The 20116-nt window shown below is 66.3% G+C and carries 19 protein-coding genes; 10 read left to right on the forward strand and 9 right to left on the reverse strand.

Annotation, left to right across the window (positions count from 1 at the left end; translation table 11 throughout):
- Nucleotides 1-204: 204 nt before the first annotated feature.
- Nucleotides 205-363: a hypothetical protein gene (locus IU459_RS23095; RefSeq protein ID WP_195131657.1), complete on the reverse strand. Its 159-nt coding sequence runs from the start codon at nucleotides 361-363 to the stop codon at nucleotides 205-207.
- A 571-nt stretch (nucleotides 364-934) separates the two neighbouring features.
- Between IU459_RS23095 and IU459_RS23100 the strand changes: the two genes are divergently transcribed.
- The 3 genes from IU459_RS23100 (at nucleotide 935) to IU459_RS23110 (ending at nucleotide 3702) form a co-directional block, all read left to right on the forward strand.
- Nucleotides 935-1564 (forward strand): RNA polymerase sigma factor, encoded by a 630-nt coding sequence (locus tag IU459_RS23100; protein ID WP_195131658.1) that lies wholly within the window; start codon nucleotides 935-937, stop codon nucleotides 1562-1564.
- Nucleotides 1561-2871 carry a pentapeptide repeat-containing protein gene (locus IU459_RS23105; protein WP_195131659.1) on the forward strand — a complete coding sequence of 437 codons (1311 nt, stop codon included), beginning with the start codon at nucleotides 1561-1563 and terminating at the stop codon, nucleotides 2869-2871. The genes IU459_RS23100 and IU459_RS23105 overlap by 4 nt, the downstream gene beginning before the upstream one ends.
- A 390-nt stretch (nucleotides 2872-3261) precedes the next feature.
- Nucleotides 3262-3702, forward strand: coding sequence for a hypothetical protein (locus IU459_RS23110; RefSeq protein ID WP_195131660.1), 441 nt, complete (start codon nucleotides 3262-3264; stop codon nucleotides 3700-3702).
- A gap of 185 nt (nucleotides 3703-3887) precedes the next feature.
- On the opposite strand, the gene IU459_RS23115 is transcribed toward IU459_RS23110, so the two are convergent.
- The gene (locus tag IU459_RS23115; RefSeq protein ID WP_195131661.1) at nucleotides 3888-5207 is read right to left on the reverse strand and encodes a hypothetical protein; all 1320 of its coding nucleotides are present in this window, start codon (nucleotides 5205-5207) and stop codon (nucleotides 3888-3890) included.
- Between the two features lie 278 nt (nucleotides 5208-5485).
- Here IU459_RS23115 and IU459_RS23120 point away from each other — a divergent pair, with 278 nt between their 5' ends.
- The 5 genes from IU459_RS23120 to IU459_RS23140 are packed head-to-tail and all read left to right on the forward strand — an operon-like array spanning nucleotide 5486 to nucleotide 11160.
- A complete protein-coding gene (locus IU459_RS23120; protein ID WP_195131662.1) occupies nucleotides 5486-6673 on the forward strand; it encodes an NAD(P)/FAD-dependent oxidoreductase in 1188 nt (395 codons plus the stop codon).
- Entirely contained in the window at nucleotides 6670-7779 is a 1110-nt protein-coding gene (locus IU459_RS23125; RefSeq protein ID WP_195131663.1) for a DegT/DnrJ/EryC1/StrS family aminotransferase, read from the forward strand. The genes IU459_RS23120 and IU459_RS23125 overlap by 4 nt, the downstream gene beginning before the upstream one ends.
- Before the next feature lie 6 nt (nucleotides 7780-7785).
- Complete coding sequence (locus IU459_RS23130) at nucleotides 7786-8733, forward strand: NAD-dependent epimerase/dehydratase family protein (protein WP_195131664.1); 948 nt, start codon at nucleotides 7786-7788, stop codon at nucleotides 8731-8733.
- A 5-nt stretch (nucleotides 8734-8738) separates the two neighbouring features.
- Nucleotides 8739-10352, forward strand: a complete 1614-nt coding sequence (locus tag IU459_RS23135; RefSeq protein WP_195131665.1) for a carbamoyltransferase family protein — start codon at nucleotides 8739-8741, stop codon at nucleotides 10350-10352.
- A 4-nt stretch (nucleotides 10353-10356) separates the two neighbouring features.
- A complete protein-coding gene (locus IU459_RS23140) occupies nucleotides 10357-11160 on the forward strand; it encodes a class I SAM-dependent methyltransferase (RefSeq protein ID WP_195131666.1) in 804 nt (267 codons plus the stop codon).
- A gap of 19 nt (nucleotides 11161-11179) precedes the next feature.
- Here the strand turns inward: IU459_RS23140 and IU459_RS23145 are convergent, their stop codons facing one another.
- The 5 genes from IU459_RS23145 to IU459_RS23165 all read right to left on the reverse strand — a co-directional run bounded on the left by IU459_RS23145 (nucleotide 11180) and on the right by IU459_RS23165 (nucleotide 16047).
- Nucleotides 11180-12247 carry a dTDP-glucose 4,6-dehydratase gene (locus IU459_RS23145; RefSeq protein ID WP_195131667.1) on the reverse strand — a complete coding sequence of 356 codons (1068 nt, stop codon included), beginning with the start codon at nucleotides 12245-12247 and terminating at the stop codon, nucleotides 11180-11182.
- A gap of 886 nt (nucleotides 12248-13133) precedes the next feature.
- Nucleotides 13134-13478, reverse strand: coding sequence for a hypothetical protein (locus IU459_RS23150; protein ID WP_195131668.1), 345 nt, complete (start codon nucleotides 13476-13478; stop codon nucleotides 13134-13136).
- A complete protein-coding gene (locus IU459_RS23155) occupies nucleotides 13475-13729 on the reverse strand; it encodes a hypothetical protein (RefSeq protein WP_195131669.1) in 255 nt (84 codons plus the stop codon). Before IU459_RS23155 ends, IU459_RS23150 begins: the two co-directional genes overlap by 4 nt.
- A gap of 238 nt (nucleotides 13730-13967) precedes the next feature.
- Complete coding sequence (locus IU459_RS23160) at nucleotides 13968-14798, reverse strand: nuclear transport factor 2 family protein (protein WP_195131670.1); 831 nt, start codon at nucleotides 14796-14798, stop codon at nucleotides 13968-13970.
- Nucleotides 14799-15288: 490 nt separating this feature from the next.
- The gene (locus IU459_RS23165; RefSeq protein WP_195131671.1) at nucleotides 15289-16047 is read right to left on the reverse strand and encodes an HD domain-containing protein; all 759 of its coding nucleotides are present in this window, start codon (nucleotides 16045-16047) and stop codon (nucleotides 15289-15291) included.
- A gap of 522 nt (nucleotides 16048-16569) precedes the next feature.
- Between IU459_RS23165 and IU459_RS40525 the strand changes: the two genes are divergently transcribed.
- Nucleotides 16570-17904 carry a transposase gene (locus IU459_RS40525; protein ID WP_195131672.1) on the forward strand — a complete coding sequence of 445 codons (1335 nt, stop codon included), beginning with the start codon at nucleotides 16570-16572 and terminating at the stop codon, nucleotides 17902-17904.
- Nucleotides 17905-17995: 91 nt separating this feature from the next.
- Here the strand turns inward: IU459_RS40525 and IU459_RS38665 are convergent, their stop codons facing one another.
- On the reverse strand, nucleotides 17996-18802 hold the full coding sequence (locus tag IU459_RS38665; protein WP_228838378.1) for a DUF4236 domain-containing protein: 807 nt from the start codon (nucleotides 18800-18802) through the stop codon (nucleotides 17996-17998).
- A 180-nt stretch (nucleotides 18803-18982) separates the two neighbouring features.
- On the reverse strand, nucleotides 18983-19339 hold the full coding sequence (locus IU459_RS23185) for a hypothetical protein (RefSeq protein WP_195131673.1): 357 nt from the start codon (nucleotides 19337-19339) through the stop codon (nucleotides 18983-18985).
- Between the two features lie 401 nt (nucleotides 19340-19740).
- Between IU459_RS23185 and IU459_RS23190 the strand changes: the two genes are divergently transcribed.
- Nucleotides 19741-20016, forward strand: coding sequence for a hypothetical protein (locus IU459_RS23190; protein ID WP_195131674.1), 276 nt, complete (start codon nucleotides 19741-19743; stop codon nucleotides 20014-20016).
- Nucleotides 20017-20116: the final 100 nt, after the last annotated feature.

Raw genomic sequence — 20116 nt, forward strand, 5'->3', positions numbered from 1 at the left:
GATATCCGCCACACCGGATTGACCAGCAACCCGATCATGCGTCACCATCACCACACGGCCCGCGACCAGACAACACGGTCCCATACCCGTGGCAAACCGGTGGTCCCATCACCCTGGCAAGCGACAGTAACACGATCCTGCGAGGTCACGAAATGCTGAACAGGACAAGCCTGTGTTGCGCCATGCGGGGTGAGTCTGCGGCGTTCAGGTCTCATCGCAGGGAATGATGTGCCCGCAGCCGGGCATCACAGGATGGACGAGATCGTCGGTGGTCGGAGCCAGTTGCCGGGCCAGCGTCGGCGCGTCACCCACTGGATGGGCACCGACGGCCATGGTCGGCACGGTCAGCCGGGTGGTCGCCACCGTTGTCTCGGATCTGTTTGGCGCGGGTAGGCGTGCACGGTGGTAGGACAACGCACATCGAAGCGCCGCTGGGTCGGCGTAGGCATCGAGGGTCGACCCACGCCGCAGTCGGCTCACCGAGCGCGTCCGACAACCCTTCGTCGTCTGCAGCCTGAATCGTGTCATGGGCGGATTCGCTGCGTCATGGCCATCGATGGCTCACGCGCTGGCTGGAGGATACGCGGGTCATGTGCACTCCCGTGGCCTGCGGATCTTTATGTTTTTCGGTGCTGGTGCGTGTACTGGTCATGACCGTGCTTTCCGGGATCCACGCCCTATGGAGCGAAACCCCGCTATCGTTCGTCCTCGTCGCGGAGCCGGGCATCTGGTTGAGTGCTGTCGGTTGCGTGCAGCACATCGAGATTCCAACGACCTTGCCGGAAGCGCCTATCGGGGGCTGCGTGGTCCTTGTTGCCCGCCGAGTTGCCTCGATGTCGGGGTGCATCGTTGAGGTGGGCGCTGCAGCGGGTGCGCTGCGCTGCTCACCAGCATTGCCATCAGTGTTGTCACCAGTGGGGGAGCTGTCCTCGGTATGACGAATGACCGGCTGACGAAACCGAATCGTGAGCGCTTCGAGGCACTGTATCGACTTCACCGCGGCTCGGTACGGCGGCATCTGCTGATCGCGTTGTGCGGGGACGGTGCCCGCGCCGACGACTTTGAGCATGAGGTGTTCTTGCGGGTGTTCAAGACCTACGGCCCGGCTCTGGAACGCAAGACCGAGGATCAGCAGAGGGCCCTCCTGATCAAGGTCGCCAAGAACTGCGTGGTCGAGATGTGGCGCAAGGACAGCAAATTGGTCTTCCGCGACGCCTATATCGAATCCGATGTCCCACTGGGGAAGCTGCCGGCCAGCGACAGCGAGGAATTCGACCAGGTACTCGACCGGGACCTGGTGCAGCGCTTCATCGCGGTGGCGTCCAGGAAGCTCACGGTGGGGGAGTTCCGGGTGGCGTTTTTGGGCTGGTTCATGGACGAATCCGACGCGGCGATCGCGAAGGCGTTGGGTACGTCGGTGAAAACCGTGCGGGCACACAGGTGTTCGGCGCGCACGAAGATCAGGACCTTCGCCAACCGCGACGGGCATGAGATCACCTTCGCCGATGCTGAGGCGGCGGAGCAGAAGAACACCACCCCCGGTGTAGGAGAAGTGACGGTATGAACGACGGCCGGGAGAACGTGAACACGGTCGAGTCGATCACCATCGGCGACGCTTTCGAAGAATTGGGGGACTTCTTCGTCGAGGCAGCCGGTGACGGCGACGGCGATGCCGGGTGGGCGCGGCTGCAGCGCGCCTTGGACGCAGACGAGGACCGACCCACAGACGAGTCCATCGAGCGGATCGCCGCGATGGTCGAGGCCATCTCCAGGATCATGCGCACGCTCTCGATTCGGGCGAATGCTTTGGGCTGGGGTGTGATACTGGCCGATGCCTTGCTGTTCGCGATGAACCCATACGTTGCGGCGGTAGCGCTCGGCCTGGAGGCCGGCGGGTGGGCAGTCCTGTCCGCGTGGCAGCGGGCGCGGTTGCGGGCCCAAGCGGGGGCGCGCGCAGCCGACTGTGAACAGAAGTCTGCCCCGCCGTTGGACCGGAAGACTCCTCTCGGCCAGACCTTGCCGGTGCTGCGGGTGAACGGGCTATTGAACGATGCCGCCGCCGACACTGAGCAGCCGCACACCGACGCAGCCCACGCGAAGCGATGTGGTGTGCCCGGTGGCGTGGTCGACCTCAGCGGCGCCGACCTGCGGGATGTGGACCTGGCGGGGGTGAACCTGATCGGCGCGCAACTGGCCTGCTGCAACCTCGAGGGCATGCCGCTGCGCGGGGCGAACTTCTTCGGCACCAACCTCATGCGGGCGCAACTGTTCAGCACAGACCTCTCCCGCGCCGAACTCACCGACGCCGACCTGACCGCCGCGGACCTGACCAACGCCGCGTTGATCGGCGCCCGCCTGTCTGGTGCGCACCTGCCGTACACGCGGATGATCGGTGCGAACCTCACGGGCGCGAACCTCTCGGGCGCGGACCTGTCGCGCGCGGACCTGTCCGGTGCTGTCCTGTCTGGGGCGGACCTGTCCTGGGCGCATCTGCCGAAGGCGAATCTGTCCGGTGCGATCCTGTCGAAGGTGGTGTTCTACGGTGCGGAACTGTCCGGCGCCCGGTTACCGGACGCCAATCTGCGTGGTGCCTATCTTTCTCGTGCCCACCTCGCGCGCGCGGACCTGTCTGGAGCGAATCTGTGCGGCGCCAACCTCAACTACTCGATCCTCGTCGACGCCGACCTCACCGGCGCACGCCTACCCGACCTGACCGAGATCATCGAAGTCACGTGGTCGGTGAAGACACAGTGGGGCGCCTACCAGCACGACGTCTTCCAACGATCGATCCCCCTCGGAGGAGGCCGCTACCAGCTCAACCCCTCCAGCGGCACCCACGACGACATAGTCATGCCAACCGCCATGGTGTAGGGCTGGCCGCGGCAGCCAACGGTGACCGATCCACGGCATCGCTTCGCAACCGACGAGTTGTGGGCCAATCGCGTCACCGATCACCACGCACCAATGGCCCAATCACACAGTGCCTCAATGGGTTCGGTAGATTCCGGCGCCTCGACCGTGAACCGGTCAGTGGTGTGCAGCGCCGGTGCACGCGGCTTCAGCTCCGCATGAGTGAGGTAGCGGTGAAGGCGTCGGTCCGCCACCGTGGCACGAGGAGCCCGGGCGAGGCGAGGACAGGATCGAGTCGGATCACCAGTCTGTGTCCAGGATGTCGCCAGTCGTTTCGAACCAGCCACTACGTCCCGACACCGGCAACGCCGACCAGCTCGACCGCGGCAACGGCCATCCGGCTGGGCGGCGATGAGCGGCAAACCCATCGACATCTTTCAGTTCTGCTCCACCGCCGCCGTGTTCGGCGGTCCGACTCATCGACATCAACGTCGTCTCAGGCCGAAGAGACCGGTTCACGGTCTGTTCAGGAAGGAACCCGACATGCAGCTCAGCGACATCATCATCAACAAGGACGGCGACCTCGTCACCATCGCCGACCTGCTGGCCTCCATCGACATGCACGACGGCTGGCGCGTCGACCAGCCCGCCGGGCCCGACTCCCACCACCTCCGCAGTGACGGCATTGCCCCCACGGGCGAGCCCCAGCTCGACGAATCTGCCGTCGGCTCTGTCAACCACGACAAGATCAACGCCATCACCGCGACATTGGGCCAAGTGCAGGAGAAGATTCAGACTGTCCTCGAGCACCTAGACACAGACCCCTACGCGGGCCGCCACCGCAAGCCCTAGCCGATGGAATGACTCGACCTTGACCTCGTTGAGGCTATCGCGGTGGCGATCGCGACCGTGATCGGTGCGGTGGGTGGCAGGAGCGTTCTTCGACCCAACGTCAGTCGGTGCTGGGTACGCCGCGGACCTGCCTGAATCTGGTAGGGGTCCGCTGATCTGGTGGCTGCCTGTGCTTGCCCAGCGATCTACGCTGTCCTGGCCAGGATGTCGAATCGTGTTCGGAAGTGGTCGGCGTCGTCGCCGCGGGTCTGTTGTGCGGCGATGTATACGGGCCGCAGTTCATTGACCAGTCGCGGTGATGTCACCGGGCCGTCGAGCATGGTGAGCGCGGCGAGTCCTTCGTTGATGGCGGTGGTGGTATCGCCGAGGCGCGCGAGGGAGGCGGCGTAGTAGGCGCGGTAGGAAGCTTCGTCGCGGGGTGGGTGGGTGCCGCGTGTGACGCTGTCGTGGTAGATGGTGACGGCCTTGTCATGCTGGCCGAGGTAGCGGCGGGCGTGGGCTTCGATGGTGCGGATCTCGGCTTCGGTGATGTAGTACAGCCGGACGGGGTCGTTGGAGTCGTCGAGACCGCGGTCGACTTGGCGCCAGGCGGCGGCGAGAGCCCGTTCGCATTGGCTGCGGTCGCCGACGGCAGCGTAGGCGACGCCTTCGCGGGCGGCGAGCAGGGCTTGCAGGCGGGCGGAGGGGTCGTGGCGGCTGCGGGCGCTGGCGCGCAGGCTCAGTTGGAGGGCTTCACGCATCCGGCCACCAGTCCATGCCTGCTGCCGCAGGGCGTCGATGATATCGGCGGCCAATGAGTCGTCGCCGCCGCGTTCTGCGAGGATCAGCGCGTCCTTATAGCAGTCGCTGGCGGTGGTCTGGTCGCCGCCGTCGTAGGCGAGCCAACCGCTGACCAAGCCGAGATTGCCTGCGACAGCGGCTAGTTCGGTGCCGGTGCGAGGATCGTAGTCGGCGTGGTCGAGCAGCCGTTTGGCGATGGTGAACTGGTCGAGCGCGGTCTGGACGAGTCCGCCGCTGCCGAAGTCGTTGTCGTGTGCCCACAGCCGATCGGCGATTGCGGCGAAATAGTGCACGTGGTCGGATCCCACGAGCTGGCCGGTGGCAGCGTGGGAGGTCGCTGCGGCCGGGGTGGTGGTGAGGGCGGCGGCGAGGATGAATGCGCTGGCCTGCCCGAACTGCCTACGGTCCACGTCGGCTCCTTCGCTGTCGGTGAATTCGATGTTCCCAACGTCGGGCGTTTCGAGCAAGGCGGGCAGTAACGCGAGCCGCGGGATGCCCAGGGCATCGGCGGTGCGGCCCATCTGGTAGATGTCGCAGATGGTAGCGACTTCGTCGCGTTCGACCCGCCCGGCGTGGGTGCGGTCCCAGTGCATGAGCTCGCCGAACCCGGCCTGGGTCATACCCGCCGCCTTGCGCACGAGCATGAACGCGCGCCCGGGACGCCGAGCGGCCAGGTGGGCGCGGAACTGTGGTGTGTTCCACGCGAAGGTCGAATCCTCGGCCATGTCTACCCCTTGACCTGCGCCGATTTGCGTCAATACGGACACACTGTAGGCCGCCGGGTGTGGTGTCGACCGCAGATTCTGCACATCCGGTGGTCCGATCGACGCTGTCGCCCAACAGCATTCGCCGCGTCAGGCTGAATCCAGCACCAGGCGCCGGGCATGTGCCCTGAACCTCACTCCTGTCTCACCGGATCAATGAGGCTGCGGCGAAGCAGGCGCCCGGTCGGTGAGCCCCCGGCGCCTGGTGCCTTCCAACCAGGAATGGAAGGTGGTCGGAGATGACACGCACGGTCGGATGCGTCGTTGTGGGCGGCGGGATCGCGGGGCTGATGACCTCTGTTCGGCTGGCTGCTGCGGGCTGGCAGGTGGTGTTGCTGGAACGTGGCTTGCTCGGCTCCGGAGCGACGACGAGCAATCACGGCATGATCCACTCCGGCGCGCTCTACGCGCGCTGGCATCCGGAGATCGTCACCGCCTGCCAACAGGCGCAAGCCGCCTACCGGTCGTCGTTCCCCGAATGCCTGATCACCACCGAATCCTGTTGGTATGTCGCGACCTCGGAGACCCTGCGCGCCTACGAATCCCTGTGGCGACACCACGACATCGTCTACCACGGCGTGGATGCTCGACAGCTGCGCGAGCTCATCGGTGAGCAGGGTCGCGATGTGCGGGGATGCGCGGTCGGGGAGCTGATCATCGACACCCGCGCTTTGCTGGCAGAGCTCACTGCACGGTGTGCAGCCCTGGGCGTGGAGATCGCGGTGGACACGGGCGCGCAGCGCATCGAGATCGAGGACGGCGGCGTCCGGGCCGTTGACACCGCGCAGGGACGCATCAGCACATCGAATGTCGTGGTGTGCGCGGGGATCGGCACCAAACAACTGCTGGAAGGGTCCGGGTCGGTGATCGGTGGGCAGTTGAGTTCGCGGCTGGAGATGATGATGGCCTATCCGGGGCAGCTGCCGCGCCCGATCATCGGACTAGAGTTCGGCTGGCCAGCGCTGGCCCCCGCCGCGGCGGCAGGGACCGTGCTCGCCTCTCGATACGGCGCAGTGCAGCGATGGGTGGACCGACCCGGTCGATGGCCCGTTCCGGCCGGGGAGGCCGCCGCCTTGAACAGTGAACTATCGGGGTGGCTGGTCCCCGGTGTGATCGACCACGACGGCGGCGTGGCCTGGGTGTGCTCGAAGACCGAACACGCTGGCGCACAACAGGATCAGTGGGGCACGGCACCGAACTACGCCGTCATCGACCACTCGGCAGCCGAAGGCATCACCGGGTTGTGGACAGTCCTGCCCGGCAAGATGACCCTGGCGCTGCACGCCTCCCGCGAGCTGGTGGCCAGGATGACCGGCAGATCACAGCCTTTGGCGTTTCCCACGCGGCACCCGGCAGCCGATGACGTGGCCGCCGAGTTGGTCGCGGCATCTCCATGGGCCGCACACGGGGAGGTGCAGCTGCGATGATCCCTCCCTTCACCGCAGCCGTGCCGTACGGGGAAATCGCACATGTGCTGGCGGCGGTCGAGCAGATCCTGCGCTCAGGCAGGCTGGTCCTCGGCGAGCACACCGAAGCGTTCGAAGCCGCGGTCGCCGAAATGGCTGACGCCCGATATGCGGTCGCGGTCAACTCCGGGTCCACCGCGTTAGAGATCATCTTCCGCGCCTTGGAGGTCCGCAACCGCGTCGTGCTGGTCCCGGCGAACACGAACTACGCCACCGCCGCCGCCGCGATACACGCTGGAGCGCAGCTACAGCTGTACGACTCGGGTTTGTACCCAGACATCGCCGACATCCAGCAGCGGCTCACCCCAGACACCGCGGCGGTGGTGGTCGTCCACATCGGCGGCTACATGTCCCCGGACCTGCCGCGTCTGGCTCGGATGTGCGAGCGGGCCGGGGTGGCGTTGATCGAGGACGCCGCGCACGCACACGGCTCGAATCTGGCCGGGACACCGGCGGGTGGTTTCGGCTATGCGGCCGCGTGGTCGTTTTTCGCAACCAAGGTGGTCAGTACCGGTGGTGAGGGAGGCGCGATCACCACCGACGACCCGGACCTCAACCGGGTTGCCCGCATGTGCCGCAACCAGGGCAAGAACCGCGACGGCCAGCATGTCATGGCGGGCAACAGTTGGCGGATGACCGAGATCGGCGCCGCGATCGGTTCAGCACAGCTCGCTCACCTGCACCGCGACACCATCGGCCGCCGCACCGTCATCGACCGCTACACCACAGGTTTGGGCGGCCATGGGCTCACGTTTCCTGCCATCAGCGGCCGCTCTCAGGTCAGTGGCCACAAATGTGTGGCCGTGCTCGACTCCGGAGTCCACCGGGCCGCGCTGCGCGGCGTGGTCGCTGAACACGGGGTGGAGCTGGCGCGCGGGGTGTACGAGGCACCGCTGCACCGCCAGCCGATATTGGCCGGCCTGAACGTCGGCGACGGATTTCCGGCCGCTGATGATTTCGCCGGCCGCCACATCTGCCTGCCGCTGTGGCGGGCCATGGACCACGCCACGGTCGAACAGATCATCGGCGCCGTCGCCACCAGTATCGACACCATCTGCAAGAGGTGAAAACCATTGGCCAACATCGTCATAGCGGGAGCGTCCGGGTTCATCGGCGTCAACTTGCTGCGCCGCATCCACCACGACCCCGCGTTCGAGCACTTCGAGCAGCTGGTGCTGGTGGATCCGCTGCAGTATGGGGTGCAGAAGATCCCGTCGCGGATCCTCGCCGATGAACGCGTGCGCTTCGAGCGGATCTCCATCTACGCACCCGGGGTGGCAGCCCGGCTCATCGGTGCCGGGGATCTGGTGATCCATTCGGCCGCGGAGGTCAATACCGCCGACAGCCCGCAAGACGGCGTCGGGGACGACCCGATCGGCTACCTGCGGGCACTGTCCGACGCCGGGATCGGACGGCTGCTTTTCATGTCCAGCGCCGACGTCTACGGCATCAACGACTCCGACGATCTGCGCGAAACCGACCCGGTGAGCCCCACCACCATCTACGCCGCCGCCAAAGCCGCGTTCGAGGCATACCTGTCGGCATTCCATGCCAGCGAGGGACTTCCGGTGGTCGTGTTCCGACCGGTCACGATCTACGGTCCCGACCAATACCCGGGCTGGCTGGTGCCGGTCGTGATCACCCGCGCCCTGGCTGGACGGCGGGTAACCCTTCTCGGCGACGGCAGCGCGCGCCGCGACTGGATCCACGTCGACGACGTCTGCGAACTCCTGGCCGCCGCATCCCTCACCGACCGCGACAACGTGCACGGCGAAGTCTTCAATATCGGCACCGGCACCGAGGACACCGTGCTCGGCCTGACCCGCTACATCCTCGACACGATCGACCATCCCGACTGCGGCCTCGACCTCGCCCCGGCGCGCCCCGCTGATCCGCGCCGGCAGGTCACTACCGCGGCCAAGGCCCGCGACACCTTCGGCTGGGCGCCCAGGATCGGGTTGCGCGAGGGCCTGGACCGCACCATCGCCGCCTACCGGCAGCCCGCCTCAAGTGAGGTGTGAGTCCGATGTATGTACTCGGCATTCACGGAACCTTCGGCCGCGCCGATCACGACGCCGCCGCCGTACTCGTCCACGACGACCGAATCATCGCCGCGGCCGAGGAAGAACGATTCATCCGCTACAAGCACGCCGTCGGACTCATGCCCGACCACGCGATCCGGTACGTGTTGGGCGAGGCGGGGATCGGCATGCACGAGGTGGATGTGATCGCATTCCCGCGCGCCACCTGGCGCGACTTCGGTCCTCGGTTCGAGGCGTATCTGTGGTACCAGTTCGGGCACGTTCCCGTCATCGAGTACGTCGATCATCACCTGGCGCATGCGGCCTCGGCGTATCTGGTGTCGGGTTTCGACGATTCCCTGGTGGTCACGGCCGACCAGGCCGGTGACGGTATCTGCGCGGCGGTGTTCCGCGGCAGTGCCGGCACACTCACCCCGGTCGAGTCGGTGGCGTTTCCCGACTCGATCGGCCTGTTCGCTGCCGCCCTCACGCAGTACCTCGGGTATCGCAGTCAGCACGACGAGTACAAGGTGATGGGCCTGGCCGCCCACGGCGTCCCGTATCGTCGGCAGCCGCTGCTTGCGATTGATGCCGGGCGCCCGCACCTGAACACCACGCTGCTGCACCGCGAGGTCTTCCACCGGCATCCGCTGTTCCACACCGACCAGCTGCCCATGATCGCCGAGGACACCCTGCCCGGCTTCCCGCCCCGGCGACTGCCCGGCGGCCCGCTGCACCGCGAGCACGCCAACGTCGCTGCCACCGCCCAAGCCGCCATTGAAGCCGCAGTGCGGGGGCTGGTCGAACGCCACCGCCAACCCGGCGACACGCGCTTGTGCGTGGCCGGCGGGGTCATGGAAAACTCCGTCGCCGTCGGCAAACTCCTCACTCACGGCGGGTTCATCGACGTCTATGCCGCTCCCGCGTGCGGAGACGCCGGAACCGCCCTGGGTGCGGCGCTGGTCGTCGCCGTCGCCCACGGCTACCGTCCGGCCCGCCTGGACGACACACGTCTCGGTCCGGCCTACAGCGATGACGCGATCGAGTCGGTGCTGCGCGAATGCGGGATCACCTACCAGGTGACCGAGGACCCCGCTGCCAGCGCGGCGGAGTTGCTGGCCGCGGGGCGGATCGTCGCGTGGTTCTGCGGCCGCATGGAATTCGGGCCCCGCGCGCTCGGTGCCCGGTCACTGCTGGCCGACCCGTCGTCGGCGGCGATGCGGGAACGGGTCAACCGCATCAAGCGACGCGAAGAGTTCCGGCCTTTCGGGCCATCGGTTCTCGCCGAGCATATTCCGGACCTTTTCGGCCGCACCGATATTCGGGCACCGTTCATGTCATTCACGCTGCCAACCGCCAACGGTGACCCGATCGTGGCGGCCATGCACGTCGACGGCACCAGCCGACCCCAGACCGTGCCGCCAGGCCCCGGTGCATATCGGCGGCTGATCGAACAATTTCATCAACTCACCGGGGTACCCGCAGTGCTGAACACCAGCCTGAACTCCGGATGGGAGCCGATCGTCGCCGACCCCGCCCACGCCCTGGCCTTCTTCGGTTCCTCTCCGGCCGATGCCCTGGTGATCGGCACACACGTCGTCACCAAGAGCGGCCGCTGAGCGCATGGACGACTCGCTCGCCCTGCTGGACGACCAGATCGCCATCCACAAGCGTTATTCGCAGCACCCCTACGACCTGGACGCCGATGTGGCCGGCGCGCTCGCGCTCACCGGAGACGAGCAGATCCTCGACGTGGGTTGCGGGACCGGAGAATTCCTGCGCCACCTGCTCCACCACGGCCATCGAGGACCGCTCATAGGCATCGACCTCCGGCCCGCGGCGGTCGAAGCCACCAACCGCACTCCCGGGTTGCGCGCCTGCAGAGCCAACGTGGACCAGTTGCCGTTCACTGCGTCGATGTTCGACCGCGCCACCGCCAAGCATGTCCTCTACTACCTGCCCGACCCGGCCCGCTCGCTGCGCGAACTGCGCAGGGTGACCCGGCCTGGTGGGCGGGTCTGCGTGAGCATCAACCACACCCAGACCGCACCCCGAATCCACGCGCTCGTCGCCGCTCACGCGGCCCGGTCCGGATTTGCCCCACAGCCGGCTTCAGCGGTGTGGGCCGCGCAGCCGGGCATGCCGGATTCGGTCACCGTGGCCACCGTCGCGCCACTGATGCGGGCCACGTTCGGCAATGTGACCATCCGCCGCCGCGACAACGCCCTGCTGTTTCCGAGCGTGGCGTCGCTGCTGCGGTATGCCGAAGTGATCGTGCGGTTCTCCTGCGGCGTGCCGCCGCAGAATTCGCACCACGACGCGATCCTCGCCCAGGTACGCGACGAGGTCCGGGCGTGGTTCGCCGCCAACAACAGCCGACCGTGGCGCGACGCGAAGGGCTACACCGTCTTCACCAGCACCCGATAGCCAACGCTCAGGGGCTTTCTCAGCTTCGTGGCGAATCCGCACCCACTCGACTCCAGTCGAACCCGAGTTCGCCCTTGTCCGCGATGATCCGCTCCCACCAGTCGCGGTTGTCGCGATACCAGCCGACGGTCTCGGCGATCTCCGGTTCGAACCGCCGCACTGGCCGCCACCCCAGCTCGGCTTCGAGCTTCTCCGGATTGATCACGTAGCGGCGGTCGTGATTCGGGCGATCCTCGATGTGCTGGATCCATTCGGCTGGGTCCAGCCCCAGCTCGGTCACCACCATGCGGGCGATATCGAGGTTGGTCACCTCGTGACGCGCCGAGATATCGAAGATCGGCAGCAGCCCGGGATCGGTCGCTGCCGTCTTCGGGATCGGCCCGAGCTCCGCGTGCAGCACCCGGTGCACCGCATCGCAGTGGTCCAGGACATGCAACCAGTCACGGCTCTGCAATCCGTCGCCGTAGACGGGGATCTTGCGGCCCCGCAGCACGTTCGTCACGGCCAGCGGGATCAGTTTCTCCGGCAGCTGATAGGGGCCGAAGTTGTTGGCGCAGTGGGTCAAGCGGATGTTCATCTCGGGGTAGGTCGCCATGTAGGCGCGCACCATCTGATCCCCGGCGGCCTTGGCCGCCGAGTACGGTGTCTTCGCATTCAGCGGGCTGCGCTCGGTGAACCACTTCTCACCCGGCGGCAGCTCCCCGTACACCTCGATCGTCGACACGTGCACGTGCGAACGGACCGGGACCAGGCGGCTGGCTTCGGCCATCACCTGCGCACCCAGCGCGTTGGACCGCATGAACGCCGATGGGCCCAGGATCGCGCGGTCGTTGTGGGACTCGGCAGCGAAGTTGACCACATAGTCCGGCCGATACCGCCGATAGATCGCCTCCATCACCTCCAGGTCGGCGATGTCGGCTTTCTCGAAGGTGATGCGGTCGATCACCGGGTCCAGGTTGGCCATGTTCCCGGCGAACCCGATGTAGTCCACCGCCACCACCTGCGCATCCGGTTCCCGCTCCAGTAGGAAATGCACGTAGTTCGCGCCGATGAAACCCGCGGCGCCGGTCACGAGGTAGACGGCCATGACTGGCGAGCCTAGCCGACCCCGCGCACACGCGGAGCCTTCCCTCGTCAGGCAACGGCCGCACTCCGGCGCTGACCTCAGGTGGCTTCCGACACAGCATGAGAGAAGTCCGCGCCAGTGCTCGTCTGCGTGGTGGGTGGAACGCACCATGCTGGAGAAGGTGACCGTGCCGAACGACGCCCCTTCGCATGCACTGGAAGCGAGGGCGATATCCATGCTGCGGCGAGATGCTCACCACGTGCGTGGTACGAACAGGGGCGTTGTCACTTGCGCGCGCGCCGAGCGCGCTGCGCGCGAACTCTGGCATGAGGGCGGCGCGGAGCTTCGAGCAGACATAGACGACCACAGCGCGGCGGCCGATTCGATTTCGCCCAGCTGGCGGCTATGGCCACAGTCCTATGCTGGCCGCCAACGCTCTGCAGCCTGCACTGAGCGAGGCAACCGCGAAACACAGCTTGATCTACCGCCAGCGGCAGACGCTCGATGAATACCTCGACGCCGAGCGCGCGTCCTGCTTGTGCGCGTATCGGACGGCCCGCGCGGCGCGCCCGCCATGTTTGGTCGCAAGTCCGGATCCCGCTGGCTGCTGAGCCGAGGCACGCGACGGAAGGTAGTAGAGGTCCCCAATCGCGACAGGCACAGTTGAAGCGAAGCGCGCCATGGATGTGTGCGCGAGCGGGGGAACTGGCCCCCGCCTCGTGCGCGCCGCCGCGCACACTGCGCATGCCAGGCACCCATGGTGCGCGCGACGCGCGCGACCACCGAGCCCGACTGCTGAATCGTGCTGCTCTTCCAACGTGAGCAGGGCGTCCTACATCGAAGGCTGCGCTGGGTAGCCCCCGCAGGAACTACAGAACCGCGCACCGCGAGAGAAACTGGACGACTGTCAGTCGGCGATCAAACCAGCCAGCGCGCCAACGACTTGGCGCATGGTCGGCTCCGTCACGACACCCAGGCGTTCGGTGAACCACGGGACATACAGCGGAGTGATGCGGTAGACGACCGCGGACAAGCCGGAAAGCGGGTCGTCGTCGGACAGCTCCACCGCCAAACCGGGCATGCGAGGCGCGGCCTCGATCGGCACCGCCAGCACGGTCGGCAGCACCGAGTTGATTCCGGTGCGCTGCACCACCAGCACCCGATCACCACTGAGCGCCGAGGGCTTCTCACGGCCAGAGATCGTCGGCAGATAGCGCCACAGCTCCCCGCGGGCGGGCGGGGCTGCGGTCACCAGGAGGACCCGCTGGCGCGGATCGCGTCGTTCATCGCCGCGCGCTCAGCCTCGGCCTCGGCGAAATACTCGACGGTGGCGCGCCCCTGGCTGTGTTCGTAGTTGGCCGCGATACGGGCCGAGTTGCGCATCACTTTATCCAGCAGCGCGGACTCCGCCCACGCGGACAACGTCATCCCATCGGCGGCAGCGGCCTGCTTGGCCTGCTCCAGCACCGCAGAGTCCAAGCTCAGGGACGTATTAGACTTCATAATAGGAATCGTAACAGTCCCGGCCGGTCTGGGATAGGCGCTGTCGCGGCCGTCGTCGGCGCTTCCGGAGGCTGCCGAACGCAACAAGGAACTGCTGATCAGCGTAGGACCACCGCGTTGCCCGTAGTGGGGCCACCGACAGCAACGCGGAAGTGGAAACAGGTTATTCGCGTTGTCGATTGGCCGACGCCGCGTTTCCGAACGACTGATATGCGGCATGTCAGTGCCTTGCTTGCCGCTACGGGACGTCGTACGGCTTGGTTCCTTTTGCCCACCGACGTGCTGCGCCAGGCCGGATTTGAACACGTACGCCGTATGACTTGCCAGCGCTACCACCCAGGAGGGTACTGTCGGGTCCACCTACGAGAAGCGCGGAGGCGACGAGGGACTGACCGGTGGTCGCCAGGCGATCGACGAGCGGCCGGACCTGCCGAACTGCATCAGCGTGCAGGTAGCTGACCATCATTCCGTCAATCAGAACTTGGACGGCGTCGTCCCGGTCAGACCGCACAACCGCTGGTATGTGCTTGTCGAAAGGATGACGCCACGGTCGGGGTGTGCGCGCGACCCGGGCAAGAACAGTCTGATACCTGCTTGTACCTGCTATCGGATAGATCGTGGCCGAACCCCTGCCGACGTTCATGTACCCGTGATTCCAGGTGCCTGCGCAATACGCAGCGAGGGCGTCTTCGAGTTCAACGTGCGACAATTCAACCCGTAATAGTTCGTGAGGCCCCGCCTCGGCCAACGTCTGTGTGGCTGTGATCTCGAGTTCCTTGATCTTGCCGTCGGCCAATGCGAAATTGAAGCGGGTAGGACCGTTGAACCCGCACCCACCGACGTTGGCCACGATGCTGATGCGCTCGCCCTCGCCATCGACGCGGGTCGGGGTCCAAGTTTGCTCAACCCCTATTACCTCGCACTCAAGCCAATTGCGGAGCGTGCAGCGAGAGCCCAAGTCGTCGACCACACCGTCGGCGACGAACTGGGCAAGAAATGCGTCAGCGTCTCCGGAGTTGACGGCGGCGACAGCCTTGTCGATGGGGGATGGCAGCACGACTGCGGACATGACTCAAGTCTCGCAATAGCTCATGGCCTCCACACCATCAACACCACCGGTTGGTCCCACAATGAGGCGGCAAGCGACAACCGACAATGTACGCAACCGCCAAGAACAGCTGGGAACTACCGCCAACGACACCTGGGAACGGCACAGAGCTGATCACTCGCCCGCCAGCCGCCACCACAGCTGGGAGCCGCACGGGGAGGCGATACCAGATGGCAGTTCGGCTTTCGTTGGAAGAGGCGGCACTGAGCACGGCGACCACACAGTGGCGCGGTCCGGTCGCGCACCGGAGCCGGTCGCTGAGGCCGCCCGCGCCACTGAGGCCGACGTCCCGAATCAGGTGGTTCCTGCATTGGTCGGGCTGGACGCAATGGCAACAACGGTGGCCACACTCGGCGCGACACCCACCGCTGCCGGTGCCCGGAGTAGCGAGGGTATCAGGTGTAACGGCGAAGGCGTGGTTCTGGCGCAGATGCTCGGGGTTCGAGGTGGTCTATTCGCTGAATGGTGCCGATTGGACCATGAGGTCGAACATTCCGAACCGATGCAGTAGAGCGGTGCGGCCGTCGGGGACAGCGGCTGCCTCGCGGGCGACCACGTCAATGACAAGACGCTTGAAGTCCAGGCGCGGGTGGTGAGCGATGACTTCGGTGACCCACTGCGGGTCGAGTTCGTGTAGGCGGTTGCCGAACAGATCCACTCCCGCGCCAGCAGACAGCGCGCCGGCGAGGTCGGAAAGGTCGGAGTCGACGCCGAGGGTCATGTGTGAGGCGATGCCGTCGCGGATGAGGGCGACGCGATCGGCGGGCTCGCCGAGTGCGCTGAGGATGCGGGTGGCGTGCTCGGCGCCGCGGACTGCGAAGCAGCGGTTGGGTTGTGGGTGTTCCAGTTCGATGTCGTGCAGCATCGCCGCGGTGAAGAACAGTTCGTCATCCAGTTGTGCACCGTGTGCGTGGGCTAGGGCCTTGCCGAAAGCCCACACGCGGTAGGAGTGTTCGATCATGGTCGGGCTCAGCACACCGTGGGCTTCTCGTTGGGCGGCTAACGCCATCGCCGTATCAGGCGGCCGCAGCGCCGCCTCATCGAGCCGGGCTTTTGCTGCTCCGGTGCCGAAGAACGCCGCGACGCGCCCGCCCAGCACTGTCGGCATCGCGAACAGCAGCAGCCCGAGCAATTGATTCATTTGCCGCCGGGTCAAGTTTCCGCCGCTGGTGGCTGCCCAGTGCCAGTCGAATCCCTGTGGTGGTGCCATCGCACACCTCGATTTCCTTGCAGCAGCGGGACCAGAAATTCGCACGGACAAGCGGTGCGTCACCAAGTCGCTGAAATGTAACTTTCCTCTGTAACCAGGATTAATAGGTGTGCAGCTGTCGTCAATAGCAGCAGCCGCCCCATTTTGTATGTGCGTAAGTGCGCAGACACCCACACTGGGTGCATCATTACGCCCAAGATGCGAGCCGGGATAGCCGCAGGATGGCGACCGCGGGAGAACCTTCAGCGCGTCCCCATCTGCGGCGTCACGTCATTTTTCGGCCACAGCATGTCATCGCACCGGGTGTAGCACTCCATTTCTTCATCCAATACGGTCGGTAACAGCAGTCATAGACGAAACGCTTCGAGCGTACACAGTTGCAGTGGAGTAAAAATATTGGATTCCGGGTAGTTCGGCGCGGCGACGGCCGTCCTGCGGTCGCGGCGGGCGCAGTCATTCAGCCGGAGCGCTTCATTCGGTTATCATTTGGAATTCCGAAATTCTATCCTCGGTTAGTGCCCGTTGCCCGCACGCGGTTGGGCACTAATGGTATTAAGTGGCGAATTGTCGGAGGCTGGTGCGATCCTCGACAGAACAGATTTGTATCGGGAGGTGAGCATGAGCAGCGCTGTCACCACGGTGGCGCAGGAAGCCTCGACCCGAGTGTCAGTGCCGCGGTCGCTGTGGGCGCGTGAAGAGCTGGCACGCTTCGACGCATATCTGGCAGGTCGAGACGACCTGTCACAGCGCTCCCGGGAGACCTACCGCGAGCGTGTCGCGGATCTGCTGACGTGGCTGGAGACTCGCAGCGAGCGCCAGGAGGCATTGTGTGATCCGACCGTTCGGGATCGAGTGGTGCTGGCGTATCAGGATCATCTGATAGGCGAGCGGCGGGTGAAGCCGTCGACGGTCAACCTGGCCCATGCAGCGATCAACACGTTCTACCGGTGGCGCGGCGTGGGACCGACCACGCTCGCACGGATCAAACACCCACCGCGCACACCACATACGCTCACCGCGGCACAGCTGAGCACTCTCCTGCGTGCTGCTGCCGCACACAGCCACCGCGATCACGCCATCATCGGACTTCTACTCAACAACGGCCTGTCGATGTCCGAAATTCGCTTGCTGAACGTGGAATGGTTGACACTGCGCGCGGACACCGGGCATCTCAAGGTACGTGGCCCTTCGGGGAACTCTCGCACCGTCGTCTTAGGGGCCAGTACCCGACGGCTGCTCGAGCTGTGGCTTGTCGAACGGCGCGCATTACTCGGTGCACTACGCCCGCGCGCGATGTCGCGCACCGTGCGCGCACCGGAACCCGGCAGGCACCGAGCCCGACGCCGCTGTCCTTCGCGCAGGATGTGCTTCAATGCCTGCGTGAAGATGCGCGGCGCTGACACCGTGCCCGCTGGTTCGGCGGGCTATGACGCAGGCAAGAAGATCAAGGGCCGCAAACGCCACATCGCCACCGACACCTGCGGGCTGCTGCTGGCGGTCGTGGTGATTGCCGCGTCGATCCAGGACCGCGACGCCGCCCACCGACTGTTGGCCGCCGTGCGGGCCTGCCTCGCCACCGTTTCGCTGGTCTTCGCTGACGGCGGCCGCTCAGTGAGATCGGTGGTGTTCGCGACCCGCGCCGAGGGCACGTTGTTGTCGGCACGGCGCCAACCGCACGAGCCGCGGCGCAGTCGGGGTAGTAGACCGAGGACGTCGACGGCGGCTGCGATGGTGCCGGTGCGCTGCGCCGTGGGAGTGTCGATGCCTCCGGGATCGCCGCGGTGGTCGTGGTCGCGGAGAGGGGTGGGGAGGGAGGCGGGTCGATGTCGGTGCCGCAAGCCACGGTCGGGAGCGTGATTGCTGCGAGAGCGGCGATGGTCAGGACGGGTCGCCGTGGGATGGTCATTGTTGCCTGATTTCGAAATGGGGGAGTGGTCGCACGCCGCGGTCAGTGGGGCGGTGCGGTGTGCTCGGTCCAGCTCGACCCGTTCCACCAGCGCAGCATGGCTGGCTCGGCGGGGTCGGGATACCAGTTCGCGGGCGGGGCCGGTGGTGGCGAAGCCGCCGCGCTGACCGCGGGATCGACGTTGAGCGTCTTGCGTGCCGCAGTGGCTTCGGCAGGCGGGCAGGCGTTCGGCTCACCGGCGAGCGCTTGAGCCAGCGCAGCGCGCAGCGGCGCGAAGCGCGCGGCCTGCTGTTTGGTCACCACGACGGTGTTGGCATCCGCCGCGGCGGCGGTGACACCGCGGGCCGGTTGCTCTTCGCTGGTGACGACGAACCGCAGATACCCGTTGACCAACGTGGAGGGCTGCTTCCATTCGACGTGCTCGACCCGATCGAGCGGGATCCGTTTCGACTCGTAGGCGTTGACTGTGGCCGCCAGCCGCGCGAGCGCGCCGCTGCGTTCGATGTCGATCCACCATCCATCGAAGGTCACCGTGCCGTTGTGGCCCTTGGCGCTGATCGGCTGCGTCAGCGCCACCGGCTGGAGTCGGCGAGGCGCGATCGGTGGCTGTTCCAGCCGAACCTCCGGCTTCGATGTCACCGGGCTCTGCGGGCGTGCGGTTTTGTCGGCTGCTGCGACGACCTTGGTGTCGTAGATGCCCGTGCCGGGCAGACGAAGCGTGCGCCGAACTTTGCCGTCCGCCCCGAGACCTACCCGTACCGGACCGGCGCCGGCGCTGACACCGAGGCCCTTCTTCGACGCGGTGATCCGCACCGGGCCGAACTTCTTGGACTTGCGGAACTGCACCATACTGGCTTATCGGTGCAGGTGAAGAGGCTGATACGCCCGAGGTGCAAAAGCATCGTGCCGGTCCGGTTGGTGAGCCGGATTCGGGTCTGGGCCGACCCCCTATCACCACGATCTCAGGCGTTGCAGAGCCAGCCCGCCTCACACCGCACGGGATTCGTGTCGTGCGGCTGCCGCGCTCGATCAGACCCTGTCCCCCTGGTGGGGACTCACCTGGGTGACAGGTGCTTCCACGGTCACCCACTGCCGGCGTTCGGTGTCCCAGCCCAAGACCTTTCCGTGCAGCCCTGGCTCGGTGGGGTCGAGGTCCAGCAGCGCCAGGCGCGCCTCGTCGGGAAGGTCGGCGGTGACCAGGATCGCGGCCGTGTCCACGTTCTCGAGGTCGAGCACGGTGACCACCTCCAGGTCGCCGTGGGATCGTCGTGCCCGCCGAAACCAGCGTTGGCGCAGCTGGGCCGGAAGTGCTGCCGCGCCGTCGGCGGCGCGCTGAGCGAGTGCTTCGAGGAATGCCTTACCGAACACTGTCGCCGCGGGCGCCACCGCGCCGAACGTAGCAGCTGAGAATTGCAGCAGATCATGCGTGATTGAGCCGGGTTCGACCGGCGGCAGGCCACCACCCCGCGACGGTTAGAACAGGCCGACCGGCAATGTCCAGTCCTCGGTCAGGCCGATCTCCGGGGCCACCCGACCGTGACGCTGTTCTTCGCCGCGGGCGATCATGACCGCGGTGGCAGCTGTCATTCGACGGGTGCCGCTCAACGCTGGGCATCCCGACCAACCCAGTGTCAGCGGTCTGACTGTGCTCGCAGTCGGGGCTGGTTGGCCTGCGCTCGGTGCTGTGCGCCTGATTCCAGGAGTCCGACGCGCGCTCCGGTGATGTGGGCGTCGCGGCGGATTGCGGTGAGCAGATGATGGCCCAGGGGTACCGGTAGTGCGGTGCCGTGCAGGATCGCGCCCAGCAGCCGGTGCTGGACGGCGGGTTGAACGCCGCCGCGGAGAGGCTGATACTTGCGGCGCTGGTGGTCCCAGTCGCCGTGGACGCCGATCTGGCCGGGCAGGGTGTGAAGGCCACGTCGTCGGCCCACGAGCTGGATGTTCGGCGGATCCAGGTGTGGATGCGGTCGCGGATGGTGGTGAGGTCCTCGTCGACCCAGTCGCGGATCATCAGGCGTCCGCTGGAGGAGACGGTGATGGCGTGGAAGCGTCCGGGCGGGTAGTCGGCCGGGTCGTGGTTGAGGTGCGCGGCGACTTGCTCGCGGGGTGTGCTGATCAGCAGTGTCATCGGGTCGTCGTTTTGGCCGAGGTCGTGCGAGAGCG

This window comes from Nocardia amamiensis, from assembly GCF_015477605.1.
GTDB lineage: Bacteria > Actinomycetota > Actinomycetes > Mycobacteriales > Mycobacteriaceae > Nocardia > Nocardia amamiensis_A.